General features: G+C 72.7%; 19 protein-coding genes. 14 read left to right on the forward strand and 5 right to left on the reverse strand.

Annotated features, from left to right (window positions below):
* Positions 1–9: 9 nt before the first annotated feature.
* Together WMF42_RS23145 and WMF42_RS23150 are read right to left on the reverse strand one after the other, a co-directional pair.
* Positions 10–885 (reverse strand): tetratricopeptide repeat protein, encoded by an 876-nt coding sequence (locus WMF42_RS23145; RefSeq protein WP_437684742.1) that lies wholly within the window; start codon positions 883–885, stop codon positions 10–12.
* Complete coding sequence (locus WMF42_RS23150; protein ID WP_434040739.1) at positions 882–1,589, reverse strand: RNA polymerase sigma factor; 708 nt, start codon at positions 1,587–1,589, stop codon at positions 882–884. Before WMF42_RS23150 ends, WMF42_RS23145 begins: the two co-directional genes overlap by 4 nt.
* Positions 1,590–1,994: 405 nt before the next feature.
* Here WMF42_RS23150 and WMF42_RS23155 point away from each other — a divergent pair, with 405 nt between their 5' ends.
* On the forward strand, positions 1,995–2,498 hold the full coding sequence (locus WMF42_RS23155) for a hypothetical protein (protein WP_437684744.1): 504 nt from the start codon (positions 1,995–1,997) through the stop codon (positions 2,496–2,498).
* Between the two features lie 185 nt (positions 2,499–2,683).
* Here WMF42_RS23155 and WMF42_RS23160 read toward each other — a convergent pair whose 3' ends face one another.
* The 3 genes from WMF42_RS23160 to WMF42_RS23170 all read right to left on the reverse strand — a co-directional run bounded on the left by WMF42_RS23160 (position 2,684) and on the right by WMF42_RS23170 (position 10,011).
* Positions 2,684–3,589 (reverse strand): response regulator, encoded by a 906-nt coding sequence (locus WMF42_RS23160; protein ID WP_437684746.1) that lies wholly within the window; start codon positions 3,587–3,589, stop codon positions 2,684–2,686.
* Between the two features lie 90 nt (positions 3,590–3,679).
* Complete coding sequence (locus tag WMF42_RS23165; protein ID WP_437684748.1) at positions 3,680–9,034, reverse strand: AAA family ATPase; 5,355 nt, start codon at positions 9,032–9,034, stop codon at positions 3,680–3,682.
* A 356-nt stretch (positions 9,035–9,390) separates the two neighbouring features.
* On the reverse strand, positions 9,391–10,011 hold the full coding sequence (locus WMF42_RS23170) for a TetR/AcrR family transcriptional regulator (RefSeq protein WP_061605679.1): 621 nt from the start codon (positions 10,009–10,011) through the stop codon (positions 9,391–9,393).
* Between the two features lie 232 nt (positions 10,012–10,243).
* Here WMF42_RS23170 and WMF42_RS23175 point away from each other — a divergent pair, with 232 nt between their 5' ends.
* From WMF42_RS23175 to WMF42_RS23235, 13 genes are all read left to right on the forward strand, one after another.
* Entirely contained in the window at positions 10,244–11,764 is a 1,521-nt protein-coding gene (locus WMF42_RS23175) for a serine/threonine-protein kinase (protein WP_437684750.1), read from the forward strand.
* Between the two features lie 11 nt (positions 11,765–11,775).
* Positions 11,776–12,858 carry a hypothetical protein gene (locus WMF42_RS23180; RefSeq protein ID WP_437684752.1) on the forward strand — a complete coding sequence of 361 codons (1,083 nt, stop codon included), beginning with the start codon at positions 11,776–11,778 and terminating at the stop codon, positions 12,856–12,858.
* Between the two features lie 379 nt (positions 12,859–13,237).
* On the forward strand, positions 13,238–13,888 hold the full coding sequence (locus tag WMF42_RS23185) for a cytochrome c3 family protein (RefSeq protein WP_061605958.1): 651 nt from the start codon (positions 13,238–13,240) through the stop codon (positions 13,886–13,888).
* A 91-nt stretch (positions 13,889–13,979) separates the two neighbouring features.
* The gene (locus WMF42_RS23190) at positions 13,980–17,015 is read left to right on the forward strand and encodes a TAT-variant-translocated molybdopterin oxidoreductase (protein ID WP_437684754.1); all 3,036 of its coding nucleotides are present in this window, start codon (positions 13,980–13,982) and stop codon (positions 17,013–17,015) included.
* Positions 17,012–18,355 (forward strand): NrfD/PsrC family molybdoenzyme membrane anchor subunit, encoded by a 1,344-nt coding sequence (gene nrfD, locus WMF42_RS23195; protein WP_061605948.1) that lies wholly within the window; start codon positions 17,012–17,014, stop codon positions 18,353–18,355. The genes WMF42_RS23190 and nrfD overlap by 4 nt, the downstream gene beginning before the upstream one ends.
* 1 nt (position 18,356) lies before the next feature.
* Positions 18,357–18,890 (forward strand): DUF3341 domain-containing protein, encoded by a 534-nt coding sequence (locus WMF42_RS23200; protein ID WP_061605949.1) that lies wholly within the window; start codon positions 18,357–18,359, stop codon positions 18,888–18,890.
* Positions 18,887–19,519 (forward strand): c-type cytochrome, encoded by a 633-nt coding sequence (locus WMF42_RS23205; RefSeq protein WP_437684757.1) that lies wholly within the window; start codon positions 18,887–18,889, stop codon positions 19,517–19,519. Before WMF42_RS23200 ends, WMF42_RS23205 begins: the two co-directional genes overlap by 4 nt.
* Positions 19,516–20,712, forward strand: a complete 1,197-nt coding sequence (locus WMF42_RS23210; protein ID WP_061605951.1) for a hypothetical protein — start codon at positions 19,516–19,518, stop codon at positions 20,710–20,712. The genes WMF42_RS23205 and WMF42_RS23210 overlap by 4 nt, the downstream gene beginning before the upstream one ends.
* On the forward strand, positions 20,709–21,101 hold the full coding sequence (locus tag WMF42_RS23215) for a hypothetical protein (RefSeq protein WP_061605952.1): 393 nt from the start codon (positions 20,709–20,711) through the stop codon (positions 21,099–21,101). The genes WMF42_RS23210 and WMF42_RS23215 overlap by 4 nt, the downstream gene beginning before the upstream one ends.
* Complete coding sequence (locus WMF42_RS23220; RefSeq protein ID WP_061605953.1) at positions 21,098–21,934, forward strand: SCO family protein; 837 nt, start codon at positions 21,098–21,100, stop codon at positions 21,932–21,934. Before WMF42_RS23215 ends, WMF42_RS23220 begins: the two co-directional genes overlap by 4 nt.
* Positions 21,931–23,022, forward strand: a complete 1,092-nt coding sequence (gene coxB / locus WMF42_RS23225; protein WP_061605960.1) for a cytochrome c oxidase subunit II — start codon at positions 21,931–21,933, stop codon at positions 23,020–23,022. Before WMF42_RS23220 ends, coxB begins: the two co-directional genes overlap by 4 nt.
* A complete protein-coding gene (locus tag WMF42_RS23230; RefSeq protein ID WP_061605959.1) occupies positions 23,019–24,680 on the forward strand; it encodes a cytochrome c oxidase subunit I in 1,662 nt (553 codons plus the stop codon). The genes coxB and WMF42_RS23230 overlap by 4 nt, the downstream gene beginning before the upstream one ends.
* Positions 24,652–25,326, forward strand: a complete 675-nt coding sequence (locus tag WMF42_RS23235) for a cytochrome c oxidase subunit 3 (RefSeq protein ID WP_061605954.1) — start codon at positions 24,652–24,654, stop codon at positions 25,324–25,326. Before WMF42_RS23230 ends, WMF42_RS23235 begins: the two co-directional genes overlap by 29 nt.
* Position 25,327: the final 1 nt, after the last annotated feature.

Raw genomic sequence — 25,327 nt, forward strand, 5'->3', positions numbered from 1 at the left:
GCGAGACGATCACTCGCTCGCGCTGCTCATCGCATCGAGCAAGGAGCGCGACTCGGTCTGACGGTAGCCGCCGAAGGCGCCCTGCGCGAACGGCTCGAGCGCGCGCCGCGCCTCGTCGGCGCGGCCGAGGCGCACCAGGCAGAGGGCGCGGTTGTACTGCGCCTCGACAGCGAAGCGGCCGCGCGGCGCGGCGGCGAGGTAGTCGTTCCAGGCGGCGAGCGCCGCGGCGGGGTTGCGATCGACGAAGTGCGCGCGGTGCGCGGCCTGGTAGAGCGCGTCGGCGTCGGGCCCGGCGGGCGGACGCTGGACGGCCTGCGGATCGCCCGCCGGCGGCCGCGAGGCCTTCGTGGAGCTCGCGGCGCTCGGCGCGATCGACGACGATCGCGCGGGCGGCGCGACAGCCACGACAGGCGCGCGCCGCGGCGCCGGCGCGACCTCGGGCGGCGCGGTGGGGGCCAGCGGGGGCGCGGGCAGCGGCGCGGGCGGGGCGAGCTCCGCGACGCTGGGCTCGGGCTCGGGCGGCGCGGCCGGGTCGAGCTCGGGCGGCGCGGGCGCGTCGGCGTCCGACGCGCGGCGCGGCGCGCGGAGCGCGCGCGACGTGGGCGGCGCGGGCGGCGTGTCGGGCGGATCGGCCACGCTCAGGCCGAGCTGGGAGGCGATGTCGTTCCACGCGTCCGGGAACCAGCGCGCGGCCGAGGCCCAGGCGGCCGAGCCGACGAGCACGGCGGCGAGCGGGACCGCGAGGCGGACCGTGGTGAGCCGGCGGGCGCGCTGCGCCTTCAGGCTCCGCATCACGCGGGCGCGCGTCTCGTCGCGACGGGCGCGCGACGCGTCTGCCTCCTCGCGCAGCGCGCGCGCGGCCTCGCGGAGCACGTCGTCCTTCATGGGGTCCTCCCTTCCAGCAGCGTGCGGAGCTTCTGTTTGGCGTGGAACAGCCGCGTGCGCACCGTCGCCTCGGGCACGCCGAGGATCTCGGACACCTCGCGCGCGCTCCGGTCCTCGACCTCGCAGAGAACGAACGTCGCGCGCTGCGCGTCCGGGAGCGCGTCGAGGGCGCGGTTCAGGGCCTGGGCGAGGTCGGCGCGGCCGGCCGCCCGCTCGGGGTTGTCCGGCTTGTCGTCGTCCGGCTCGAGGGCGAGGCGCTCCATGGCCGCGCGGCGGCGCGCGGCGGCGCGGAGGTGGTGGCGGGCGTGGTTGACAGCGATCGCGATGAGGAAGGTCTTCAGCGACGAGCCGCCGCGGAACCGCTGCGCGGCCTGCGGCAGGCTGACGAAGACGTCGTGCGCCAGGTCCTCGGCGGCTGCGTCGTCGCCGGTGAGGCGCCGGGCGAACCCGCGCACCGCCTCGTAGTGCCTGTCGTACGCCTCGCCGATCGCCGCGGCCTCCCCGCGCCGGAGCCGCTCGACGAGGGCCTCCTCCGGGTCCTGCGCGCGCTCGGCGCCGCGGGAGAAGAGGAACGGCACGATGAGCGCGATGGTCCTCATCGGCCCCCTCCGCGCCTCGACGTGCGGCGCGCGCGGCGGGTCGACGGCGCCCTCCGGCTCGCCCCGCGGGAAGCCCGCGGCCTGCTCAGTCCCGTCTCGGTCCATTCCTGCGTCACCATGGTTACATCCGAACGCGCCCCGCGGCGCGGCCCGTTTGCGATGAACGAGCGCCGGAGGGCCCAGGGCGACGGGAGGCACGACGCTTCGTGCCCGGCATGGAGAGGGTAGTTCATGGCTGCGCGTCCGATTCGTGCCCGGGCGGGTCGGGAACGTTCAACGACGGGGGGCGAAATCGGACGAGACCGACAGGCGGGGGTCGACCCCGCCCCGGCCCGGGGGGGGGGAGGGCCCGGGGGGCGGGGTGGGTGGCCGTCAGAATCGTGCGGAGGCGCGCGGGCGATTGAACGGACGGCCGGGCGCCGGGCACGCAGCGTCGGGTGGGCAGAGGGCGCCGCGGTGACGGTCGGCGCCTCTGTCATGAGTCCATCTCCCGGATCAGGAGCGATGAACATGAATATGCGCACGGCCTTCGAGTGGGGCCTCGGCCTCTCTTTGTCCTTCTTCTCGACGACGATGCTCGGTTGCTACATCGAGACCGACCGAGACTGCGACTGGGACGACGACGAGGAGTGTTTCTGGGGCGACGCGCCCGATGCGCCTGATGCGCCCGACGCGCCTGACGCGCCCGACGCGCCCGACGCGCCCGACGCGCCCGACGCGCCCGACGCGCCCGGCATCGGGCGCCCGGACCGGGGCGATGAAGGCGACGGCGGCAACAGCAGCGCCGGCGCGGGGGGGGAGACGGCCGCGTGCGAGGCGGACTGCGACTGCCCGAGCGGCAGCGAGTGCGTCGCGGGGGCCTGCAAGGCGCCCTGCGCGGCCTCGTGCGACTGCGCAGAGGGCGAGTCGTGCGAGGGCGGGTATTGCGAGCCGCCGCCCGAGCCGGCCATCTCCTGCGAGGTGGACTGCGACTGCCCGAGCGGCAGCGCGTGCGTGGAAGGCGCCTGCACCTGAGCTGCCTGCCTGGTTCATGAGATAACGAACCACAGAGATAAAAAACCACAGAGGCACAGAGGGCACAGAGGGAGAGAAGAGAGATAAAATTTCTCTCCTCTGTGCCCTCTGTGCCCTCCGTGGTTCCAATTCTTCTCCATCACGGAGCCGGAACCTCCGGGATGCAGGGCTACCTGCAGCGCGATCTACCGCTCCCGCAGCAGGTCCTCCTCCTCCTGACGCTGCCGGAGCTCCGTGATGTCCGTCAGCGAGACGATCGCCTCGAGACGCTCGCCGCCCAGCGCCGTGATGCGCACGTCGACGTGCCGGCGCCCCTCGGCGCCGTCCACGGAGAACTCCATCCGCTGCGACGCCCCCTGGTCGAGCGAGCGCCGCACCAGATCGAGCGCCCGCGCCACCTCGCCCGGCGGCACGATCTCCTCGAGCGACGACGGGAACGCGCCGGCGGCGGTGCCCTGCGGGGGCCGGACCGGGTGGCACCGCCCGTGCCGATCGACCCGCACGAGCTCCTGCGGCAAGGCGTCGAGGAGCGCCCGGAGGTGCGCCTCGCGCTCGAGCAGCGCGGCGTGCGCCCTCGCGCGCTCCCGCTCGTGCCGCCACTTCGCGCTCAGCGCCGCCGCCATCTGACGCACCTCCATCGGCTCGAACGGCTTCTTGAGGATCAGGTACCGGTCCACGTGCGAGAGCCGGTTCGCGATCTCCTTCCACGACATGTCGGTGTACGCGGTGCAGAACACGGCCTGAACGTCGGGATCCTCGGCGAAGATCCGGTGGATCGTCTCCACCCCGTCGATCCCGGGAGGCATCCGGAAGTCGACGAACGCCACGGCGTACGGCTCCCCGCGCGCCCGCGCCTGCCGCACGAGCTCGATCCCCTCCTCGCCCTGGTGCGCCAGCGTGAGCTCCACGTCGAGCTCCACCGCCGGGGCGGTCGTCGGCGCGTCGATGTCGCCGAAGAGCTCGGCCTCGTGCTCATCGAGCGAGGACCTGGCGGGAGCCGCCCTCAGGATCCTCCGGAAATCACCGTGGATCGAGGCGTTGTCGTCGACGACCAGGATCCTCGCCTTGTGGAGCGCGCTCGCTTTGCTCATCTCACCCTCGGCCAGCGCCGGTCCCACCCTCCGAGCGGGCCAGGCCTGCCACGCACGGCAGAGCACGGCGCCGCCGCGGCCGGAATGCCCTCAGTCGACCGCCTCGCGGCGGATCCTCCCGCTGCGGGGCGCCGCGGCCGGGAGCTCGAGCGTGAACTTCGCGCCCTGGCCCGGGCCCTTGCTCTCCGCCCGGAGCGCCGCGCCGAGGACGCGGGCCTCCAGCACGCTCGAGTGAAGCCCGAGCCCCGTGCCCTCGGGCCACGTCGTGAACCCCTGCTGGAACAGCCGCGCCAGGTGCTCCGAGGCGATGCCCACGCCGGTGTCCTCGATCTCCACGGAGCAGCCGCCGGCCTCGAGCGGCGCGCACCGGACGACGACGCGGCGTTCCGGGCCCACAGCGTGGCACACAGCGCGCCGCGCGTTGGTGATGAGGTTGGTGACGATCTGGAGCAGCCGGTGCCTGTCCGTCTCGACCCGCGCCTCGTCCGAGAGCTCGCAGACCACCTCGATGCCGTGGTGCGCGCGCTCGGCGCGGTTCAGCCCGACACGCAGGGCGTCCTCGATCACGGAGGAGACCGAGACCGGCTCGACGATGACCCTCATCCCGGCGTTCCGGAGCTGATCGGAGACGATGTCGCGGATGCGGCTCACGCACTCGCCGAGCTCCAGGAGCTCGGAGGCCGCTGTCTCCTGCTCGGCGGCGAGGTGCCGCGCGAGCTCGTCGATGTACTCGATCAGCCGCTGGCCCCGCGGGTCGCTCGTAAGGAACGCCCCGAGATCGCCCCGGTGCGCCTCGAGGAGCTGCGCGACCTGGGCGAGCCGCGAGACGCGCGAGCCCGCGACCCGCTCCGAGAGCTGCATCCGCAGCACCATGACGCTGTTCAGCGCGTTGCCCACGTTGTGCATCGCGCTGTCCGCGACCTCGGCCATCCCCGCCCTGCGCGCGGCGTCGACGAGCTTCTGCTGCGTGCTCCTGAGCTCGTGCGTGCGCTCCTCCACCATGCGCTCGAGGTCCTCGTAGACGAGCGCGTTGTTGAACGAGACCGCCGCCTGCGCGGCGAGCAGGCGCAGGATCTCGAGGCGCTCGGGCCCGAAGAGCCCCTCGAACAGGTTGTTCTCGAGGTAGATGGCGCCGAGCACCTGCCCCTGGAGCATGAGCGGCGCGCAGAGCATCGACCGGACCTTGCGGGAGCTCACGTAGGGGTCGTCCCGCAGGGCAGGATCGCGGGAGGCGTCCGCGTAGATCACGCTCTGGCACGTGCGCACGGCGAGCCGCACCACGGAGGCGCAGACCTCGTCGCTCTCGTCCCCGAGCGGGATCGAGGGCAGCGCGCGCGGCTCGGGCGGGTGCGCCGCGCCCTGCGCGACGAGCACGAGGCCGTCGCCGCGGACGAGGAGCAGCGTCCCGCGCTCGGCGCCGGCGTTCTCGACGAGCACCTGCACCATGCTGCCGAGCAGCCGCTCGACGACGAGCTCCTGGGAGAGGACGCGCGCCGCCTTGAGCAGCGTCTCCACGTCGAAGGCGTCCGCCCGCACGACCCCGGGCGCGGGCCGGTCGCGCCCCGGCCTGATGAGCGGGAACTCCTCGGTGAGGCGCGCGATCTTGCGATCCACGCCCCAGCGGCTGTAGGCCTGGACAGCGTCCGTGAGGAAATCGAGCGCGACCCGCGTCCTGCCGCGCGACATCCAGAAGCGGCCGGCGAGCTCGCACGCGATGGCCTCGATGTTGGGGAAGGCGTGCTGGCGCGCGAGCGCGATCGCCTCCTCGTAGGCCCTGGCCGCGTCGTCGAGCCGCCCGTCGAGGCGCGCCGCCTCGGCCTCGACGAGCTGGTGCTTGTGCGAGAAGTTCTCCGGGCAGCCCTCGGTCCAGCCGCGCAGCCGCTCGCGGCACGCGTCGAGATCGGCCCGCAGCCGCGCCCGCTCGCCCTCGTCCGCGCCGGGCAGGAGCGCGGCGATCGCGAGCGCGCGGTAGAACCGGAGCGCGGCGGTCTGGAACTTCCCGGCGAGGAAGCCGAGGTTCTCCTCCGCCTCGTCGGCGACCCGCAGCGCGTCCGCGGGGAGGCCGTGGAGGGTGAGGCACATCGCCTTGAGGATCTGGTAGTGGCAGAGCGCGTAGCGCGTCTGGTGCGCCTCGCAGTCCTTCAGGAACTGCTCCTCCGTCAGCGCCGCCTCGGGCACCGCCGCGCCGTCGCCGGTGAGGTCCCGCAGCGCGAGCAGGAGGCCGAGGAGGCTGTGCGTGGCGACTGTGTGCCGGGTCCGCCTGGCGAAGCGGAGCGAGCCGGGCAGCTCGTCGAGCAGCCCGCGCGCGCTCTCGCCGCGGAAGAGCGGGTTGAGGAGCAGGTAGATGAGGAAGTAGCCCGCGAACTGGAGGTCGCCCGCGTCGAGGCCGGCGCGGTAGCCGTCCCGGAACAGCGCGTCCGTCTCGGAGAGCGGCCGCACCCACGACTGGATGTTGTTGCCGAGGATGTAACAGGCGCGGCAGAAATCGCCCTGCATGCGGAACCGGAGGCCGATGTCGGCGGCCAGCCGCCCGAAGGCGTAGCCCTGGCGGTAGTCGCCGTGGAAGTGGCCGATCAGGCCGCCGTACATCGCGAAGCCGTACGACGCCTCGGGGGTGAGGCCGTGCTCGAGCGAGATCCGCACGATGCTGCAGCACGCGAAGAAGTTCAGCGCCTCGAGCTTGAGCATGTAGAGCGGCGCCATCAGCTCGTTGAGCACGCCGACGGCGAGCCGCTGGCCCTCGTCGGCGATCTCCGGCGCGTCGATCAGCGAGGCGGGCGCCCGCCCCGCGAGGAGCTGCTGCACGCGCGCGGCCTCGGCCTCGACGAGCGCCGCGAGCTCCGCCTCGCCCGCGCGGGAAGGCAGCGCGACGCCGATCAGCGCGAGCGCCTCGCGCCCGGCCTCCACCGTGTCGGTGAAGCGCCCGCGCATCGTGTACTGCACCATCCGGAGCTTCAGGAGGTCGGCCTTCTCGACAGGCGTGCTCGCGTGGCCGAGCGCCTCGGTGACGAGCGCCTCGGCGGCGTCCATCGCGCCGAGCAGGTACTCCACCTCGGCGAGCTGCCGGAGCAGGGCGAACGCGAGCGCGTAGCGCGACGCGAACGCGCCGGCCGGGAGCAGGCGGCGGCCCGCCTCGAGGTAGCGCCGGGCCGCGGCGTAGGCGGTGGCGTGCTTCGCCCGGACGGCCGCCTCCAGGTTGAGCTCGGCGATCGCGAGCCGCTCGTCGCCGTCGCGCACGAGACCGAGCCCCTGATCGAGCTGCTCGACGATCTCGAAGACGCGCTCGGCGCGCTCCTCCGGCGTCGCGCCCGCGAGGAGCCGGCGGCCGATGCGGAGGTGGACCGCCTCGCGCTCGGGCCCGTCGATGAGGCCGTAGACCGCCTGCTGCACGCGGTCGTGGAGGAAGCGGAAGCGGGTCGCCGCGGCCGCCTCGCCGGGCGCGCCCGCGAGCTCGCCCGCGCTCGCGAGGACGTACTCGTTGCGGATGGCCGGCTCGAGGCGGCGCGCGGCCTCGAGCCTGTCGAGGCCGGCGATGACCGCGAGCGTCTCCAGATCGAAGGTGTTCCCGATGCACGCGGCCAGCGTCAGGAGCTCGACAGTCGGGGCGTCGAGGCCGCGCACGCGGCCGCTCATCAGCTCGACGACGTTCTCGGTGAACCCGCGCGCCTCGATCCGGTCGAGGTCCCAGCGGAAGCGGCGCTCCTCCGGGGAGAAGTAGACGAGCCCGTCGGCGTCGAGCGCCTGGAGGAACTGCCGCGCGAAGAACGGGTTCCCCTCGGTCTTGTGCATGACGAGCCGCGCGAGCGGCTCCACCGCGTACGGGTCCTGCCGCAGGGTGTCGGCCACCAGCCGGATCAGCGACGCGAACGCGAGCGGGAAGAGCTGGATCGTGTTCACCTTCACGGCGCTCGCCTGCGCCGACCGCAGCGTCACGCGCAGGGGGTGGCTCTCGTCCACCTCGTTGTCGCGGTAGGCGCCGACGAGGAGGAAGGGCCCGAGATCGTCGCCCGCGAGGAGCCCTTCGATGAGCCAGAGCGTGCCCGCGTCGGCCCACTGCAGGTCGTCGAGGAAGAGGACGAGCGGCCGCTCGCGGCCGCAGAACGCCCGGAGGACGCCGCGGAAGGCGAGCAGGAGGCGGTGCTGCGCCTCGGCCGGGCCGAGCTCGGGCGGCGCGGGCGGGAGGTTGCCCGCGCCGAGCACGATCACGATCTCGGGCAGCACGTCGACGAGGAGCGAGGCGTTGCTGCCGAGCTGCTTCTGCAGCGAGCGCCGCGCCTCCTCGACGCGCTCCGCGCTCTCCGCCAGCACGCGCTGGAGCAGGCCGCGGAGCGCCTGGATCACGGCGGAGTACGGGATCCCGCGGTGGAGCCGGTCGAACTTGCCCGAGGTGAAGTGGCCGTGCTCCCGGGTGAGCGGCTTGTAGATCTCGTGCACGAGCGAGGTCTTGCCGATCCCGGAATACCCCGTGATCATGATCGTCTCGCGGCTGCCGGCGAGCACGCGCTCGAAGATCGACAGGTACTGATGCGCCTCCCCTTCGCGCCCGTAGAGGCGGTGCGGGATGCGGAACTGCCCGGAGACGTCGTGCTCGCCGAGCGGAAACGGGTCGATTCGCCCTGTCTCGAGGAGGGCTCGTCGACACACGAGGAGGTCTTTCGACAGACCTTCTGCGCTCTGGTAGCGCTCCTCCGCGTCCTTCGCGAGGAGCTTCATGACGATGGCGGACAGGGCGGGAGGCACGGAGTCCTCCGGCAGGGGCGCCGGGGGTCGGGCGAGGTGGGAGTGCATCCACTCGAGCGGCCCCGAGGCGTCGAACGGCGGTCGCCCCGCGAGCATCACGTAGAGCACGACCCCGAGCGAGTAGAGGTCTGTGCGCCAGTCGAGGGCGCGGTTCATCCGGCCTGTCTGCTCCGGAGACATGTAGGGCAATCTGCCCTCCTCGACCGTGCTCTGCGCCTGCGGGTGCTCCTGCCGGAGCCGCGTCGAGAACATGAAATGGGTCAGCCGGACGGCGCCGGACGGCGGGTCGACGAAGAAGCTCTGCGGCTGGATGTGCTTGTGAATGACGCCGCGGCGGTGCACCTCGGCGAGCGCGTCGGCCATGCCCGCGGCCCACGCGAGGCGCTGGTCGATCGGGAGCGGCGAGCGCGCGAGGAGCCCGTCGAGGGGCACGAGGCCCTCGTCCTCGAAGACGAGGACCGGCGCCTCGCCACAGCGCTCCATCAGCGTGGGGCTCAGCACCCGCGCTGTGTCGAGAGAGCGGGTGATCTCGAGCTCGTTGAGCAGCGCGCCCGCGGCCGGAGCCGTCGCGTGACGAGGTGAGTCGAGGTGAGCCTTGAGCAGCACGCGCCGCGCGTCGCTCTCGCGCACGGCGCGCACGATGCGCCAGCGATCATTCGTCGTTTGCAGCACCTCTTCGCTGCGATAGCCCACCGCTGGTTGCAAGGCTCTGCTCCGTTCTGGCCAGGCGCGGAGTGGCCCCCGGCAAGGCGACGCATCGTAGGCGAGCGATCCGTCCGTGTCACAGAATTTGTCCGGAGTCCGGGCAGCTCTGCGCCTGTGAGCGCGAGATCGTCCAACGAGAGGATCGCGCGCGACACGCCTCTCCGCGCGCGGGCCATGCGCGGTTGATGGCCAGGACAGGAGGCGAGATCGGGGCGTGTCGGCGCTCAACGCAGCTCGTCAGAGCGCCCCGCCGGCGCGGTCGGCCGCTGGCGGCGAGAGGGGGTGTCGGACGCAGCGCGCGGGGCGCCGCGACAGGCGGGCCGGCCGCGCAGGCGGGGTCGCGCCGGTGGAGGGGGTCAGCGCGCCGGCTTGCGCGCTGGATCGCGGCCGGCGAGGCCATAGAGGACGATCCGGTGGACCGCGGACAGCGCCGCCTCGACCTCCTCGCGGGAGCTCTGGAACAGCCAGGGAGGAGAGAAGCTCGCGTAGGCCGTGAGGAGCGCGCGCGCGGCGAGCTCGGGGTCGGCGGCGTCGAGCTCGCCCGCGCGGGCGCCGCGCTCGATGAGATCGCGCAGGAGCGCGCGCTCCTCGTCGAGGAAGCGGGCGTGGGCCGCCTTCACGGCGCGGCTCTGGCAGTGCACGAGATCGCACGCGTGCGCGCCGGAGCCGGCGAGCTCCAGGAAGGCGCGCGCGCGGGCGTCGAACACCGCGCGCAGCCGGTCGCAGAAGGGCAGGTCCTCGGCGGCCGCGGCGCGCATGGCGGCCATGACGGCGCGGTGCTGCCCCTGGGAGAGCTCCTCGACGATGGCGTCCTTCGAGGCGAACTCCAGGTAGACGGCGCCGACCGCGATCTCGGCCTCGCGCGCGATGTCGGCGACGGTCGTCTTGGCCGGCCCGTACCGGCGCAGGAGCCGCTCCGTCGCCTCGAGGATCCGCTCGCGCCGCTCGCTGGCGCTGCCGGGGGGGCCGTGCTCCATGACGCGCGCGATGATCTCCCGGATTCACGCGCGGGGGAAGCGCCCCGGGGCGGCCGGGAGGCCCGGGGGCCGGGCGCGCGGCGGGGCGGGGCGCGCGCGGCGCGACGGAGCGCAGCCGCGCGATTGATTGCCGTCCGTCCGGCGGCTATCGTGGGCTGGCTTTGCGCCGGGTTTTCCATGAAGATCGCGCGTCCACGCGCGCCTCGATCCGGCGCCCCGAAGGGACCGTTCGATGACGAGCACCGAGCCGACACACGACGAAGCCGACGGGCTGGTTCGAGAGGGGCAGGTGATCGCGGGGAAATACCGCGTCGAGCGGGTGATCGGCGCCGGCGGGATGGGCGTCGTCGTCGCGGCGACCCACCTCCAGCTCGAGGAGCGGGTCGCGATCAAGATGCTGCTGCCGGCGGCGGCGCGCTCGCGCACGCTGGCCGAGCGCTTCGTGCGCGAGGCGCGCGCCGCGGTGAAGGTCAAGAGCGAGCACGTGGCGCGCGTGACCGACGTCGGGACGCTCGAGTCGGGAACGCCGTACATGGTGATGGAGTACCTGTCGGGCAGCGACCTCGCCGACGCGCTGCGCGCCGGCGGGCGGATGCCCCCGCAGGCCGCGGTGGAGTACGTGCTCCAGGCCTGCGAGGCGCTCGCCGAGGCGCACGCCGCGGGCATCGTCCACCGCGACCTCAAGCCGGCGAACCTGTTCCTCACGCGGCGCGCGGACGGCTCGCCGTGCGTAAAGGTGCTCGACTTCGGGATCTCGAAGGTGGCGCCGAGCGGCTCCGACCCGCGGATCACCGACACGACGGCGGTGATGGGCTCGCCGCTCTACATGTCGCCGGAGCAGCTCAAGTCGTCCCGCGACGTCGACGCGCGCACCGACATCTGGTCGCTCGGGGTCATCCTGTTCGAGCTGCTCGCCGGCGAGCCGCCGTTCGACGGCGCGACCATGCCGCAGCTCTGCGTGGCGATCATGCAGGGCGTCCCCCGCCCGCTCGCGGCGCTCCGCGCCGACGTGCCCCCGGGGCTCGAGGCCGTGATCCTGCGGTGCCTGGAGAAGACGCCGGAGCGGCGCTTCCGCGACGTCGGGGAGCTGGCCGCGGCGCTCGCGCCGTTCGCGAGCGGGCGGGCGCAGGTCTCGGTCGAGCGGATCAGCGGGATCGCGCGGAGCTCGGGGCCCCCGCGGCCGGCGCCAGCGGCGGGCGGCGTGGCGACCTCCCCGACCCTGGCGAGCACCTCGCCGACGTGGAGCGGGACGGTGGCGACGCGCAAGCGGCACGTCGGGCTCGCCGTCGCGCTGGGCGCCGGCGTGTCGCTGGTCGCCGCGGTCGGCGCCTTCGCCTTCCTCACCGGCCGCGCGCGGCCCGGCGACGCGCCGGCCGAGCCGTCCGCGAGCGCCTCGGCGGCGCCGCCGCTGTCCGGCGCCGCGGCGCTGCCGGCGATGTCGGCGGCGTCCGCGGTGCTGCCGGCGGCGTCCGCGGTGCTGCCGGCGGCTTCCGCGGCGCTCGCGCCGACCGTCACGCCCGGCGCCGCGGAGGCGCCCGCGCCGGTGGACAGCCCCGCGGCGGCGCAGGGCCCGGCCGGGGCCACCTCCGCGGCGCCCGCCAGCGCCAAGGCGGCGCCGCGCCCGGCGAGCGCCGCGCCGCGCCCCGCCGGCGCCACCATCTCCCCGCAGCCCCGGCCCGCCCGCCCGCCCGTGGCCCCGGCCCCGCCGGCCGCGGCGCCGGCCAGCGGCAACCTGTTCGACGATCGCAAGTGAGGACTCCACACATGACGAGCCTGCCCATGCAGCACCTCGGGCGCCTGCTGGCGCTCGCGATGTTCCTCGTCGCCCTCGTGGGCGGCGGCCGCGACGCCAGGGCCGATACGGCGGCAGCACAGGCGCTGTTCGACGCGGCCAGGCAGCTCATGGCCCAGGGCAAGCACGCCGACGCGTGCCCCAAGCTCGAGGAGAGCCAGCGGCTCGACCCGGGGATCGGGACGCAGTTCAACCTCGCTACCTGCTACGAGCAGCTCGGCCGGACGGCGAGCGCCTGGTCGACGTTCCTCGAGGTGGCCGGCGCGGCGAGGGCCGCGGGCCAGGTCGAGCGCGAGAAGGTCGCGCGGCAGCGCGCGACGGCGCTGGAGCCGCGGCTCGTCCGGCTGACGGTCACGGCCCCCGCGGACGCCCCGGCCGACCTCCAGGTGAAGCGCGACGGCGCCCTCGTGGGGCGCGCGCAGTGGGGCATCCCGGTGCCCGTGGATCCGGGGAAGCACACGATCGAGGCCTCCGCGGCCGGCAGAGCGCCGTTCGCGAAGACCGTCGAGGTCACCAGGGCGGGCGCCTCGGAGACGGTGGCCATCCCGCCGCTGCCCGCGGGCGCGCCGGCGCGCGCCGCTGCGCAGCCGACGACAGGCGCGACAGGCGCGACAGGCGCCGCGCAACCGACCAGCGGCGCGGCCCCGCCGGCGAGCGGCGCCGCGCGGGCGACGACCGGCGGCGCGATCGCGCCGGTCGCCGGAGGCGCCCCGACGCCGCCGGCCCGGCCGCTGATGCGGCGCCGAAGCAAGGGGATGATGGTCACGGGCATCGTCCTGACGAGCCTCGGCACCATCGCCCTCCTCGGCGGGGGCCTGGCGCTCGCCTCGACGTGCTCCGACCCGGAGTGCGCGTCGTACGACGAGGAGGATGGAGGCGCCGGGGCCGCGCTCGTCGTCGGCGGGCTCATCTTCGCCGGCGTCGGCATCCCGCTCGCGATCGTCGGCGGCCGCCTGGTGCCCGTGGAGCCCGAGAAGAAGGCCGCCTCCGCGCCGGCGCCCTCGACCGAGCTCGTCCTCGGGCCGCGCTACGCCGGGCTTCGCTGGTCGATGTGAGCGCCGGCGCGGCGGGCCGCGCCGCGCGCTGTGAGATCGCCGCCGCTCCCGCCGGATCGACGCGGTAGACGAGGCCTGTGAACAGCGCGCGCCCTCCATGAGGCGCCAGCCGTCGTTCTTCGGGCCCGGGCCCTCCGGCTCGATGTCGATCTCCTCCCGGAGCGCCTGTCCGACGGCGGCGATGTAGAGATCGCCCGCGCGCAGGGCGCACGCCTTCGCGCGCCGTGACGCACGCCGGACGGCGCTCTTGCGGGATCACCCGAGCGCGCCGGCCCCGGCGCGCGAGAGGCGACGAGTCCGCGAAACGGCCCCGGCGATCCTCGCATCGATGGAGACGGCCGCGTTGACGCAGGGTGAGCGCGGCGGTCCACGCGAGATCATGGCATCCGTATTTCCACGCTGGAGCAACACCGCTCTCCGGATCGCGATCGCCGCCGTGTTCCTCGGCGGCGCGGCGGCCGTGGCAGCGCCGATGATCTACGTGCGCAGCGACTGGAACACCGGGCAGAACGTGCCCGTGCAGCAGCCGGTGCAGTTCGACCACAGGCATCATGTGCAGGACGACGCGATCGACTGCCGGTTCTGCCATTACACGGTCGAACGGGCAGGCACGGCGGGGATGCCGTCGACGGCGCTCTGCATGGGGTGCCACAGCCAGATCTGGAATCAGAGTCCGAAGCTCCAGCTCGTCCGCAGCAGCTATTTCTCGGACACGCCGATCCCCTGGAACCGCGTCAACGACATCCCCGACTTCGTCTATTTCAACCACGCGATCCACGTGAACAAGGGGGTCGGCTGCGTGACGTGCCACGGCCGCGTGGACCAGATGCCCGAAGTCCGCAAGGTGTCTCCGATGTCGATGGGCTGGTGCCTCGACTGCCACAGGGCGCCGGAGCGGCACCTCCGCCCGCCCTCCGCCGTCGCGGACATGGACTGGGACGCAGGCCCCGACGCGGCGCGGATCGGCCGGCAGATCGCGCAGGAGCTCGGCGTGCGGCGGCTCATACACTGCTCGACCTGCCACCGGTGAGCGCGCGGGCGCGGGGAGGACGATCGCTCGGCGAACAGGGGACCTTGGCAACGGCGGAGGCGCCGATCCACCGATGACCTGAAGAGGGACGATGGCTGATCGAAGACAGATCCCGTGGAGCTCCGCGCTCGACGGCAAGACGGGCAAAGCGTACTGGCGCAGCCTGGCGGAGCTCCTCGAGACACCGGAGCTCCGCGAGGCCGCCGCGCAGGCGCTCCCCGGCGGCGAGGGCGACGCCGGCGCGGTGAGCCGGCGGACGTGGCTCAAGCTGCTCGGCGCGAGCATGGCGCTCGCCGGCGTGTCCGGGTGCAACGCGAAGCCCGCGGACAAGATCGTCCCTTATGTGACGACGCCGCCGGAGGTGACCCCGGGGATCCTCCGGTATTACGCGACCAGCCTGGAGCTCGACGGGTTCGCCACGGGCATCCTCGTCGAGAACCACGAGGGGCGGCCGACGAAGGTCGAGGGCAACCCGGAGCACCCGGCGAGCCTCGGCTCGACAGGCGTGTACGAGCAGGCGTCGGTGCTCGGCCTCTACGACCAGCACCGGGCGCGCGCGGCGCGGCGCGGCGCGGCGCCGGCCGCGTGGGAGGCGTTCGTCGAGCAGTTCGGCGGCGCGCGGGACGACCGCGGCGCCGGGCTCCGCTTCGTCCTGAGGCCCACCGGCTCGCCGCTCACGCTCGACCTCATCGGTCGCGTCCTGGAGCGCCACCCGGCGGCCCGGTTCACGTTCCACGCGCCCGCCCGGTCGCGCGACGCGGCGCGCGGGGCCGAGCTCGCGTTCGGCGCGCCGCTCCAGGCGCAGTACGACTTCCGGACGGCGGACGTCATCCTCGCGCTCGACGCGGATTTCCTCGCGTCGATGCCGTTCAGCGTGCGGTACGCGCGCCAGTTCGCGGAGCGCAGGCGCGTCGGCTCGCCGACGGGCACCATGAGCCGGCTCTACGTCGTCGAGACCGGGCTGAGCCCGACCGGGAGCCTCGCCGATCACCGGCTGCGCCGGAAGCCGAGCGAGGTGCCGGCGTTCGCCGCGGCGATCGCGGCGGAGCTGCTCCTCGCGGGGGGCGCGCGCCCCGGATCCATCCCCGCGGACGCGCTCGGCGCGCTCGAGCCGGCCCGGGCGCGGGTGCGCGCGGAGGACAGGCCGTTCGTCCAGGCGCTCGCGCGCGACCTCGCGCGCGGCGGGGCGGCGAGCGTCGTCGTCGTCGGGGAGCGGCAGCCGCCGCCGGTCCACGCGATCGCGCACCTCATGAACGCGGCGCTCCGCAACGACCGCGCGGCGTGGGCCACCGCGGGGACGCTGATCACGGCCGGCGGCGCGGAGCAGGAGCTCGCCGCGCTCGCCGACGAGATCCGGCGCGGCGCCGTCGACACGCTCGTGATCCTCGAGAACAACGTGGCCTACACGGCGCCGGCAGACATCGAGCTCGCCACGCTGCTCCGCGCCGTCCGGAGCCGGGTCTACCTCGGGCTCTACGAGGACGAGACGGCGGCCGGCTGCGACTGGTTCGTGCCGGCCGCGCACGACCTGGAGGCCTGGGGCGACGCGCGCGCCTACGACGGCACGATCTCGCTGATCCAGCCGCTCATCGAGCCGCTCTTCCTCGGCAGGACGGCCTCCGAGGTGCTCACTGTGTTCGCGGGCGAGCCGCGCCGGAGCGCGCGCGAGCTGCTCCGCGAGGCGTGGAGGGCACGCCGGGGCGGCGCCGATTTCGACGCGTTCTGGGAGGAGGCGCTCCGGCGCGGGCTCGTCGAGGGCACCGCGGCGCCGCGCGAGAACGCCGCGCTCCGGCCCGACGGGGTCGCCGCGGCGGCCGCGGCGCTCGGGCAGCTCGCCGCGGCGGCGCCGGCGCCCGCAGACACCCTCGAGATCGCCTTCTCGGTCGACGCCAACGTGTATGACGGCCGGTTCGCCAACAACCCGTGGCTGCTCGAGCTGCCGGACCCGATCACCAAGCTCACGTGGGACAACGCCGCGCTGCTCAGCCCGGAGACCGCCAGGGCGCTCGGGGTCGAGGGCGAGGACATGGTCGATGTCGAGCTCGGGGGGCGAACGATCTCGATACCGGTGCTCGTCGCCCCGGGGCACGCCGACGGGACCGTGTCGCTCCAGCTCGGCTATGGCCGGAGCGGCGCCGAGTCGATCGCCAGCGGCGTGGGGGTCGACGCGTACCGGCTCCGCACCACGGACGCGCCGTTCTTCGCGGCGGGCGCCTCGGTGCGGAAGCGGCCGGGCGAGAAGCACCCGCTCGCGCTCACGCAGATGCACTGGAGCCTCCACGGGCGCCCCGTCGCGCTCTCGGTCCCCCTCGCCGTCTACCGCGAGCACCCCGATTTCACGGAGGCGCTCAAGGGGCCGCTGCCGTCGCTCCTGCCCGCGGTGACGCCCCCCGGGGTGCCGCTCGGGCAATGGGCCATGACGATCGATCTCACGATCTGCACCGGGTGCAGCGCGTGCGTCGTGGCGTGTCAGGCCGAGAACAACGTCCTCGTGGTGGGCAAGGACGCGGTCCTGAACAGCCGCGAGATGCACTGGCTCCGGATCGACACGTATTACTCCGGCGACCCGCGCGACCCAGGCGTCGTCCACCAGCCGATGATGTGCCAGCACTGCGAGAAGGCGCCGTGTGAATACGTGTGCCCGGTGAACGCGACAACGCACAGCCCCGACGGGCTCAACGAGATGACCTACAACCGCTGCGTGGGGACGCGGTTCTGCTCGAACAACTGCCCCTACAAGGTCCGCCGGTTCAACTGGTTCGATTATACCGAGCTCCACGCCTACAACGACGGGCTCGCGCGGCTCCAGCGCAACCCCGACGTGACAGTGCGGGAGCGCGGCGTGATGGAGAAGTGCACGTACTGCGTCCAGCGGATCCGCCGCGCGGAGATCGCGGCGCGCATCGAGCAGCGCGAGATCCGCCCGGGGGAGGTCGTCACCGCCTGCCAGCAGGCCTGTCCGACGCGGGCGATCCAGTTCGGCTCGCTCTCGCACCAGGAGACGGAGATGGTCGCGTGGCGCGGCGAGCCGCGGAGCTACGTGGTGCTCCACGACCAGGGCACCCGGCCGAGGACCATGTACCTCGCGCGCATCAACAACGAGAACCCGGAGCTCGTCAAGCCGTGACCCAGCCCCTCCTGCTCGGGCGGCCCACCGACGAGGCGCTCTCGGAAGATCTCCTGTCGGTCGTGTGGAAGCCGCGATCCAGGCTGTGGTGGGCGGCGTTCGCCCTCACCGGGGCCGGGACGGCCCTGCTCGGCATCACCGTCACTTACACCGTCGTCACCGGGATCGGGGTCTGGGGCAACAACATCCCGGTCGGCTGGGCGTTCGGGATCATCAACTTCGTGTTCTGGATCGGCATCGGCCACGCGGGGACGTTCATCTCCGCCATCCTGCTCCTGCTCGAGCAGCGCTGGCGCACGAGCATCAACCGGTTCGCCGAGGCGATGACGATCTTCGCCGTCATCCAGGCGGGCCTCTATCCGCTCCTGCACCTCGGCCGGCCGTGGTTCGCCTACTGGCTCGTCCCCTACCCCTCGACGCTCGCGGTCTGGCCCCAGTTCAAGAGCGCGCTACCGTGGGATGCCGCGGCCGTCTTCACGTACTTCACTGTCTCGCTCGTCTTCTGGTACCTCGGGCTCATCCCCGACTTCGCGTCCCTGCGCGACAGGGCCCCGGACCGCGGACGGCGGATCGTCTACGGCGTCCTGTCGCTCGGCTGGCGCGGATCCGCGCGCGACTTCCGCCATTATCGGCTCCTCTACGGGCTGCTCGCGGGGCTCGCGACGCCGCTCGTGCTCTCGGTCCACTCGATCGTGAGCAGCGACTTCGCGATCGCGCTCGTGCCGGGGTGGCACTCGACCATCTTCCCCCCGTTCTTCGTCGCCGGGGCCATCTTCTCCGGCTTCGCGATGGTGCTGACGCTGCTCATCCCCGCGCGCCGCGTCTTCCACCTCGGGAACGTCATCACCCAGCGGCACATCGACAACCTGAGCAAGCTCGCGCTCGTCACCGCCTGGATCGTCATCTACTCGTACATCATCGAGTTCTTCGCCGCCTGGTACAGCGCGTCGGAGTACGAGATCTACCAGTTCTTCGTCGCGCGCCCCACCGGCCCGAACGCCGCCGTGTTCTGGGCGCAGATGTTCTGCAACGTGCTCGTCCCGCAGCTCCTCTGGTCCTCGCGGGTCCGGAGGAACATGGTCCTGCTCTGGATCATCTCGATCCTCGTGAACGTCGGGATGTGGTCCGAGCGGTTCGTGATCATCGTCATGTCGCTGCAGCGCGAGTTCCTCCCGTCGGGGTGGCACGCCTACCGGCCGACGTGGGTCGATCTCTCGATGTTCGCCGGGACGATCAGCTTCTTCCTGCTGCTCTTCCTGATCTTCCTGCGCCTCTTCCCGTTCATCCCCGTGGCCGAGGTCAAGGAGCTGAACCACGAGCTCAGCAAGGAGGAGCACTGAGATGAAGAGAGGACTGCTCGCCGAGTTCGAGACGCCCGAGGCGATGCTCCGCGCGATCGCGGAGCTCCGGAGCCGCGGATACCGGCGGCTCGACGCGTTCACGCCGTACCCGGTCCACGGCGCCGAGGCGGCGCTCGGACTCGAGCGATCGCCGCTCAATTGGATCGTCCTCCCCTTCGCGATCGCGGGCGCCGCGGGGGGCTACCTCGTCCAGTGGTACAACAACGCCTACGACTACCCGCTCAACGTCGGCGCGCGGCCGCAGCACGCGGCCCCGGCGTTCGTGCCGATCACCTTCGAGATGATGGTGCTCACGGCCTCCCTCGTCGGGTTCGTGGTGCTGCTCGCCCTCACGAGGCTGCCCGAGCTCTGGAATCCGGTGTTCGACGTCCCGGGGTTCGAGCGCGCCACCATCGACCGGTTCTGGATCGGCATCGACGCCCGCGACCCGGCGCTCATCCGGCCCATCGCCGAGCGCGATCTCACCGATCTCGGCGCGCTCACCGTCGCCTGGGCCGGAAAGGAGCGGTCGTGAGGCGCGGGCGCTCCGCGGCGCTCGCCGGCCTCGCCGCGGCGCTCTGCGTCGCGTGCACCCCGGCGAGCCCGACCCAGGGCGAGCCAGGCGAGGCCGACGAGCTGGATCTCGAGCGCATGATCCGCCAGAAGCGCTATGCGCCGTACGAGCCGGCGGAGATGTTCCACGACGGCGCCGTCATGCGCCGCCCGCCCGAGGGCACCGTGCCGAACGACAGGGTGACCGGCGATCCCGGGCTCACCCGGGGCGTCGCGGGCGGCGCGTACGTCGACCGCATCCCGATCCCGGTCACGCTGGAGCTGATCCGGTACGGCCAGGCCCGTTACGAGATCTTCTGCGGCGCCTGCCACGGGATCGCCGGAGACGGCGAGTCGGAGGTCGCGCGGAACATGACGCAGCGGCGCCCGCCGTCGCTCGTCGACGCGCGCGTGCAGGCGTTCCCGCCCGGCCGCATCTACCAGGTCATCGTCGAGGGTTACGGCCTCATGCGCTCGTACGAGCCGCAGATCCCGCTCCGGGAGCGCTGGGCGATCGTGACCTATGTGAAGGCGCTCGGGCGGAGCCGCGCCGCCGCGCTCGACGCGCTCCCCCCGCCCCTGCGCGAGCGCGCCCTGAAGGAGCTGCCGTGAACGGACGAGTCCCTCGCATCCCCATCTTCCGGGGCGGCCGCGCGCTCGTCGCGCGGTCGCTCGGCCTCGCGCTCCTCGGCGCCGTCCTGCTCGTCGCCGGCGCGTTCGTGGACCGCGAGCGCGTCTTCTACGCGTACCTCGCGGCCTACGCCTACGCCGTGACCACCGCGGTCGGCGCGCTCATCTTTCTCATGATCTGCCACGCGATGAGCGCGACATGGCCCGTGGCCGTCCGCCGCCTCGCGGAGGCGATCCTCTCGGCGCTGCCGCTCCTCGCCGTGCTGTTCCTCCCGCTCCTGCTCGGGATGGACGCGCTCTACGGGGACTGGCTCCATCCCGAGTCGATCCACGACGAGCACGTCCGGGCGATCGTGCTCCACAAGACGCCCTACCTGAACCTCCCCTTCTTCCTCGTGAGGACGGGGATCTACTTCGCCATCTGGCTCGCCCTGAGCGCCCTCCTGCGCCGCGGCTCGCTCCGGGGCGACGCGAGCCCGGCGCTCGCGGGCGGCGGGCGGCTCCGCGCGCTCAGCGTCGGCGGCTTGCCGCTCGTCGCGCTGGCGCTCTCCTTTGCCTCGTTCGACTGGCTCATGTCGCTCGCGCCGACGTGGGTGTCGACGATGTTCCCCGTCTACGTCTTCGCCGGCGGCTTCGTCGCGGCGATAGCGCTGCTCACGGCGCTGACGTTCACCTCGGAGCGCGCCGGCCTCCTGCCCGGGCTGAGCAGCTCGCACTACTACGCGCTGGGCCGCCTGCTCCTCGCGTTCACCATCTTCTGGGCCTACGCCGCCTTCTTCCAGTTCATGCTGATCTGGATCGCGAACAAGCCTGAAGAGGCGGAGTTCTACCTGCGCCGCTACCACGGCCCGTGGGAGACAGCGACCCTCGTCCTCGTGCTCGCGCGCTTCGTGATCCCCTTCCTGATCCTGCTCAATTACGGGATCAAGCGGCGGCCGGCCTGGCTGTCGGCGGTCGCCGCCTGGGTCCTCGTCGCGCACTACCTCGACATGCACTGGCTCGTCGTGCCCGAGGCCTCCGGCGCTCGCGCGCCGTACCACTGGCTCGATCTCGCGGCGCTCCTCGCCGTGGTCGGCCCGTGCGTCGCGTTCGCCGCGCTCCGGCAGCGCGGCAACCCGCTCGTCCCCATCAACGATCCGGCGCTGCCGGCCGCACTCCGTTACGAGAGCGTATGACCTCCCAGTACCGCCGTCCCGACGTGCGCCAGGAAGAGGATCACCTCCCCTGGCGGAGGATCCTCGCCATCGCGTTCGCGGTCATCATCATCTTCTTCATCCTGGCCATCTGGTCCTGGATGATCCTGCGCGGCCGCGAGGCGGCGCTCCGCCCCGCCGGCAGGTCCATGGATCAGGCGCGCGAGGGCTTCCAGCCGCGCGGCGTGGTGGCCGGGGTCGATCAGCGCATCTTCCAGCGCGGGGCCACCGGCGAAGAGGGCCTCGGCAAGCTGCTCAACCGCAGGAAGCACGAGGAGCTCGGCCGCTTCGGCTGGGCCGACCGGGAGCGCGGGATCGTGCAGATACCGATCGAGGACGCGATGGGCCTCGTCGCCGAGGAGAGCCGATGAGGACGACGCACCTGCCCGCCGCGGCGCTCCTCGCGCTCTCGCTCTCGAGGCCGCCGCTCGCGGCCGCCGCCGACCCACCGGCGCTCCCGCCGGCCGCGCGCGAGGCCGACATCGAGGAGCGCCTCGGGAGCGCCGTCAATACGACGCTGTCGTTCACCGACATGGAGGGGCGCGCCGCGCCGCTCGCCGCGCACCTCGACGGACAGCGCCCGGTCCTCCTCGTCCTCTCCTATTACCGCTGCCCGACGCTCTGCGGCCTCGTGCTGCGCGGCCTGGTCTCCGGCCTGGGGAAGCTCGACTACCGGCTCGGCGAGCACTACCGCGCGCTCACGGTGAGCTTCGACCCCCGGGACACACCGGAGTCCGCGGCGCGGAAGCGGACAGCCACCCTCGCGGCCCTGGGCATGGCGGCCGCGCCGGCGCGGGAGCTCTGGCCGTTCCTGACCGGCGCGCAGCCCGAGATCCGCGCGCTCGCGGGCGATCTCGGGTTCCGGTTCGCGTACGACGCGCAGACGGACCAGTACGCGCACCCTGCGGCGGTCTTCGTGCTCACGCCGGAGGGCCGCATCTCTCGCTATCTCTATGGCATCGAGTTCCCCGCCCTCGACCTCCGGCTCGCGCTCCTCGAGGCGAGCCGCGGGCAGGTCGGCACCACGCTCGATCGGGCCCTCATGACGTGTTATCGCTACGACCCGGCGAGCCGCCGCTACGGCCCCTACGTGGCCGGCTTCCTGCGGCTCGGCGCGGCCGGCATCCTGGCCTGGGTCCTCACGCTGCTCGCCTTCTTCGGCTGGCGAGGGTGGCAGCGCCGGCGGCGGGAGGGCGCGCGATGAACGAGCTGTTGCGCCAGATCCTCTTCTTGCCCGAGCAGCGCTCCTCGCTGGCCCGCGAGATCGACGGGCTGCACTACCTCGTCGTCTCCGTGACGATGGGCGGCGCCGTCCTGATCACGCTGATCGGCGGCTATTTCCTGCTCCGCTATCGGCGGCAGATCCGGGACACCGGGCGGCCGCACGCCGGGACGCTCGCGAAGCCGGCGCTCGCCCTGGAGACGGCGGCGCTCTTCGGCCTCGGCGCCCTGTTCCTCGCGTTCTGGAACGTCGGCACGCGCCAGTTCATCGACCTGCGCACGCCGCCCGCGGACACGCTCGACGTCTATGTCACGGGCAAGCAGTGGATGTGGAAGTTCGCCTATCCCGAGGGAGAGAGCATGATCTCGGTGCTCTACGTCCCCGCGCGCAGGCCGATCAAGCTCATCATGACGTCGCGCGACGTCATCCACAGCTTCTTCGTCCCCGCGTTCCGCATCAAGCAGGACGTCGTCCCGGGCCGCTACACGACGGCCTGGTTCGAGGCCAGCGAGCCCGGCGCGTATCCCATCCTCTGCACGGAGTACTGCGGCACGAGCCACTCGGAGATGCGCGGCCAGGTGATCGCGCTCGAGCCCGCCGATTACGAGCGCTGGCTCGCCGGCGGCGCGGCGAGCACGCCGGCGTTCGCGCAGGAGGCCGCCGCGCAGGCGGAGCAGGAGCGCGCGGAGGCCGAGCCGACGATGCCGAGCCGCGGCGAGCGCGCCGCCGCCCGGCACAACTGCCTGCGCTGCCACACCCTCGACGGCACGCCGCACATCGGCCCCACCTGGGCAGGCCTGTACCGCGCCGTCGTGCCGCTCGAGGGCGGCGGCGAGCGCATCGCCGACGAGGCGTACATCACCGAGTCGATCATGGACCCGCTCGCCGCGATGCACCGCGGGTTCCAGCCGGTCATGCCGTCGTATCTGGGGCAGGTCACGCCGCCGGACATCGCCGCGATAATCGAGCTCATCAAATCGATCCGCGACGTGCCCCGCGGCCCCGTCGTGCCGTGGGACGGCGGCGTCGGCGGGAGCGGCGCCGCCGTGCCGGGAGGGACGACGCCATGATTGCACACGAGATCGAGGGGGTAGCGCCGGAGCACGGCGCGCATGAGGCCGATTATCTCCGGGCCGACGCGGGCGTGCGCTCGTGGCTGCTCACGACCGATCACAAGCGCATCGGGATCATGTTCTACGCGCTCATCATACCGATGCTCCTGCTCGGCGGCGTCTTCGCGCTCGTCCTCCGGACGGAGCTCCTGACGCCGGGGCCCACCGTGATCAGCGCGTCGACCTACAACCGCATGTTCACGCTCCACGGCGTGGTCATGGTGTGGCTCTTCATGATCCCGTCGATCCCGAACATCTTCGGGAACTTCGCCCTCCCGCTCATGATCGGGGCCAAGGACCTCGCGTTCCCGCGCCTCAACCTGGCGAGCCTCTACATCTATGCGATCGGCGCCGTGATCACGCTGGGGGCCGCCGTGGGCGGGGGCGCCGACACCGGGTGGACGTTCTACCCGCCCTACAGCACGACCACGCCCACGGCGGTCATCCCCGTCGTGATCGGCATCTTCATCCTCGGCGTCTCGTCGATCATGACCGCGGTGAACTTCATCGCGACCACGCACACGATGCGCGCCCGCGGGATCGGCTGGGGGCGACTGCCGCTCTTCGTGTGGGCCATCTACAGCACGAGCATCATCATCCTGCTCGCGACCCCCGTCCTGGGCCTCACGATCCTGCTCGTCGGGGCGGATCACGTCTACCATTTCGGCCTCTTCGACCCGGCGCTGGGCGGCGATCCCGTGCTGTTCCAGCACCTGTTCTGGTTCTACTCCCACCCCGCCGTCTACATCATGGTGCTCCCGGCGCTCGGGGTCATCAGCGAGGTGGTCTGCACCTTCTCGCAGCGGCAGCCGGCGTCCTACTGGGCGATCGCCATCTCGTCGCTCGGCATCGCGCTCATCGGGTTCGCCGGGTGGGGGCATCACATGTTCGTGGCCGGGATGAGCGAGGTCAACGCCGGCATCTTCGGCGCGTTCTCGATGTTCATCGGGATCTTCTCCGCCATCAAGGTCTTCACCTGGGTGGCGACCCTGCAGAAGGGGTCGATCCACCTCAACACCCCGATGCTCTACTTCCTCTGGTTCCTGTTCCTCTTCGTCTTCGGGGGCATGACGGGCATCGCCGTCGCGACGCAGTCGCTCGACGTGCACTGGCACGACACGTACTTCGTCGTCGCCCACTTCCATTTCATCATGGTCGGCGGCACGCTCACCGCGTTCCTCGCGGCCGCGCACTACTGGTTCCCGAAGATGTTCGGCCGCATGTACTCCGAGCCGATGGGGCTGCTCACGTCCTTCGGGGCGTTCCTCGGGTTCATCCTCACGTTCCTCCCCCAGTTCCTCCTGGGCAACGCCGGGATGCCCCGCCGCTACTACAGCTACCCGGAGCAGTACCAGTGGCTCAACGTGCTCTCGACCGGGGGCGCCTACCTGCTCGGGGCCGCGCTCGTGCTCTCGCTGGCCAACCTCCTCATCGCGCTGCGCTGGGGGGCGCGCGCCCCCGCCAACCCGTGGAAGTCGCGCAGCTACGAGTGGCTCACGCCGCCCATCCCGTCGAAGCACAACTTCCCGGTGACCCCGGTCGTCGAGCGCGGCCCGTACGATTACCACCTGACCGAAGAGGAGGCCCATGCTCGAATCTCAACCACCGCCCGTTGAGCCGCAGCCGCTCGCCCCGGCGCGGCTCGTCATGCAGTTCGAGGATCTCGAGAAGCAGACCCACGCCGCGCGCTTCGGCATGTGGATCTTCCTCGCCAGCGAGCTCCTCCTCTTCGGCGGCCTCTTCGGCCTGTACGCCGGCTACCGCGCCATGTACGGCGCCGAGTTCGCCGCCGGCATCGCGCACAACAGCGCCCCGATCGGCACGACGAACACGGCGATCCTCCTGACGAGCAGCCTGCTCGTCGCGCTGAGCGTCTACGCCGTGCGCCTGGATCGGCCGGTGCGCGCCGGCCGCCTCCTGCTCGGCGCCATCGCGCTCGGGGCCGCCTTCCTCACGCTGAAGGGCATCGAGTACGCGGCGCACTTCCACGAGGGGATCTTCCCCGGCGCCGCCTACCGCTTCGAGGAGCTCCCGCAGGCCGGCGCTCGGCTGTTCTTCACGCTGTACTACATCTCGACCGGCCTCCACGCCGTCCATGTCACGGCGGGGCTCGTGGTCCTCGGCTGGCTCGCGTGGGGGTGCTTCCGGCGCCGGTACGGCGCGGGCAACGAGACGCACATCGAGCTCGGCGGGCTCTACTGGCACCTCGTCGACGTGATCTGGATATTCCTCTGGCCGATGCTCTACCTGATGCACCGCTAAC

Origin of the sequence: Sorangium sp. So ce176 (assembly GCF_051519835.1) — a bacterium.
Lineage (GTDB): Bacteria > Myxococcota_A > Polyangia > Polyangiales > Polyangiaceae > Sorangium > Sorangium cellulosum_G.

What these genes read in the sequence shown, in the direction of transcription:
- WMF42_RS23145 (WP_437684742.1), bottom strand. Translation starts at nt 885, where the DNA reads ATGAAGGACGACGTGCTCCGCGAGGCCGCGCGCGCGCTGCGCGAGGAG.
- WMF42_RS23150 (WP_434040739.1), bottom strand. Translation starts at nt 1,589, where the DNA reads ATGGACCGAGACGGGACTGAGCAGGCCGCGGGCTTCCCGCGGGGCGAG.
- WMF42_RS23155 (WP_437684744.1), top strand. Translation starts at nt 1,995, where the DNA reads ATGAATATGCGCACGGCCTTCGAGTGGGGCCTCGGCCTCTCTTTGTCC.
- WMF42_RS23160 (WP_437684746.1), bottom strand. Translation starts at nt 3,589, where the DNA reads ATGAGCAAAGCGAGCGCGCTCCACAAGGCGAGGATCCTGGTCGTCGAC.
- WMF42_RS23170 (WP_061605679.1), bottom strand. Translation starts at nt 10,011, where the DNA reads ATGGAGCACGGCCCCCCCGGCAGCGCCAGCGAGCGGCGCGAGCGGATC.
- WMF42_RS23175 (WP_437684750.1), top strand. Translation starts at nt 10,244, where the DNA reads ATGACGAGCACCGAGCCGACACACGACGAAGCCGACGGGCTGGTTCGA.
- WMF42_RS23180 (WP_437684752.1), top strand. Translation starts at nt 11,776, where the DNA reads ATGACGAGCCTGCCCATGCAGCACCTCGGGCGCCTGCTGGCGCTCGCG.
- WMF42_RS23185 (WP_061605958.1), top strand. Translation starts at nt 13,238, where the DNA reads ATGGCATCCGTATTTCCACGCTGGAGCAACACCGCTCTCCGGATCGCG.
- WMF42_RS23190 (WP_437684754.1), top strand. Translation starts at nt 13,980, where the DNA reads ATGGCTGATCGAAGACAGATCCCGTGGAGCTCCGCGCTCGACGGCAAG.
- WMF42_RS23200 (WP_061605949.1), top strand. Translation starts at nt 18,357, where the DNA reads ATGAAGAGAGGACTGCTCGCCGAGTTCGAGACGCCCGAGGCGATGCTC.
- WMF42_RS23215 (WP_061605952.1), top strand. Translation starts at nt 20,709, where the DNA reads ATGACCTCCCAGTACCGCCGTCCCGACGTGCGCCAGGAAGAGGATCAC.
- WMF42_RS23220 (WP_061605953.1), top strand. Translation starts at nt 21,098, where the DNA reads ATGAGGACGACGCACCTGCCCGCCGCGGCGCTCCTCGCGCTCTCGCTC.
- coxB (WP_061605960.1), top strand. Translation starts at nt 21,931, where the DNA reads ATGAACGAGCTGTTGCGCCAGATCCTCTTCTTGCCCGAGCAGCGCTCC.
- WMF42_RS23230 (WP_061605959.1), top strand. Translation starts at nt 23,019, where the DNA reads ATGATTGCACACGAGATCGAGGGGGTAGCGCCGGAGCACGGCGCGCAT.
- WMF42_RS23235 (WP_061605954.1), top strand. Translation starts at nt 24,652, where the DNA reads ATGCTCGAATCTCAACCACCGCCCGTTGAGCCGCAGCCGCTCGCCCCG.